Origin of the sequence: Caballeronia sp. LZ003, assembly GCF_031451465.1 — a bacterium.
Taxonomy (GTDB): domain Bacteria; phylum Pseudomonadota; class Gammaproteobacteria; order Burkholderiales; family Burkholderiaceae; genus Caballeronia.
Genome location: NZ_JARUXJ010000164.1, coordinates 1 through 503 on the forward strand (window position 1 = coordinate 1; position 503 = coordinate 503).

The 503-nt window shown below is 64.4% G+C and carries 2 protein-coding genes; both read left to right on the forward strand.

All coding sequences use genetic code 11. The features are described 5' to 3' along the window. Positions 1–340 (forward strand): head completion/stabilization protein (locus QCE79_RS33600; protein ID WP_309851848.1); only part of this gene is annotated, 340 nt, incomplete at its 5' end. Then, a partial coding sequence (locus QCE79_RS33605) for a tail protein X (protein WP_309851850.1) occupies positions 340–503 on the forward strand: 164 nt, incomplete at its 3' end. The genes QCE79_RS33600 and QCE79_RS33605, both read left to right, overlap by 1 nt.

Below are 503 nucleotides of genomic sequence, written 5' to 3' on the forward strand. Positions count from 1 at the left end.
CGCGCGGCTTTTCGATGCGGTAGTCGAAGGCATCGCCCATGCGGCCGACGTCTTGCATGCGTGGCGCGTCAAATGTGAGGCAAGCGGGGCGGCCGATCTAGCGGCGACCCATCCTCGCCAGGTCGCAGGCGAAAGCGTCCAGGTGCGCCGTTATCGGCGCGCCGTGTACGGCTGGGCGCATGCGTTGGTGCTGGAGCGATATCGGGGCTACGACACGTCACAGAGCGGCACCCGCCGCGTCGATGCCGTGGCGTTGTCGCAGGATGAGGCGCGCCGGGATGCGTATTGGGCCTTGGGCGATATCGTCGGGCGGCGCAGATTAACGGTCGAGACGATTTGATGAAGGTGCGCTCGCAGCAGGGCGATACGGTCGATTTGTTGTGTTGGCGATTTTATGGTCGCATCAACGGCACGGTCGAGGCGGTGCTCGAAGCGAACCCGGGTCTTGCCGATCTGGGTCTGATGCTTCCTCTTGGCACGCTCGTGAGCATGCCCGAACTCGG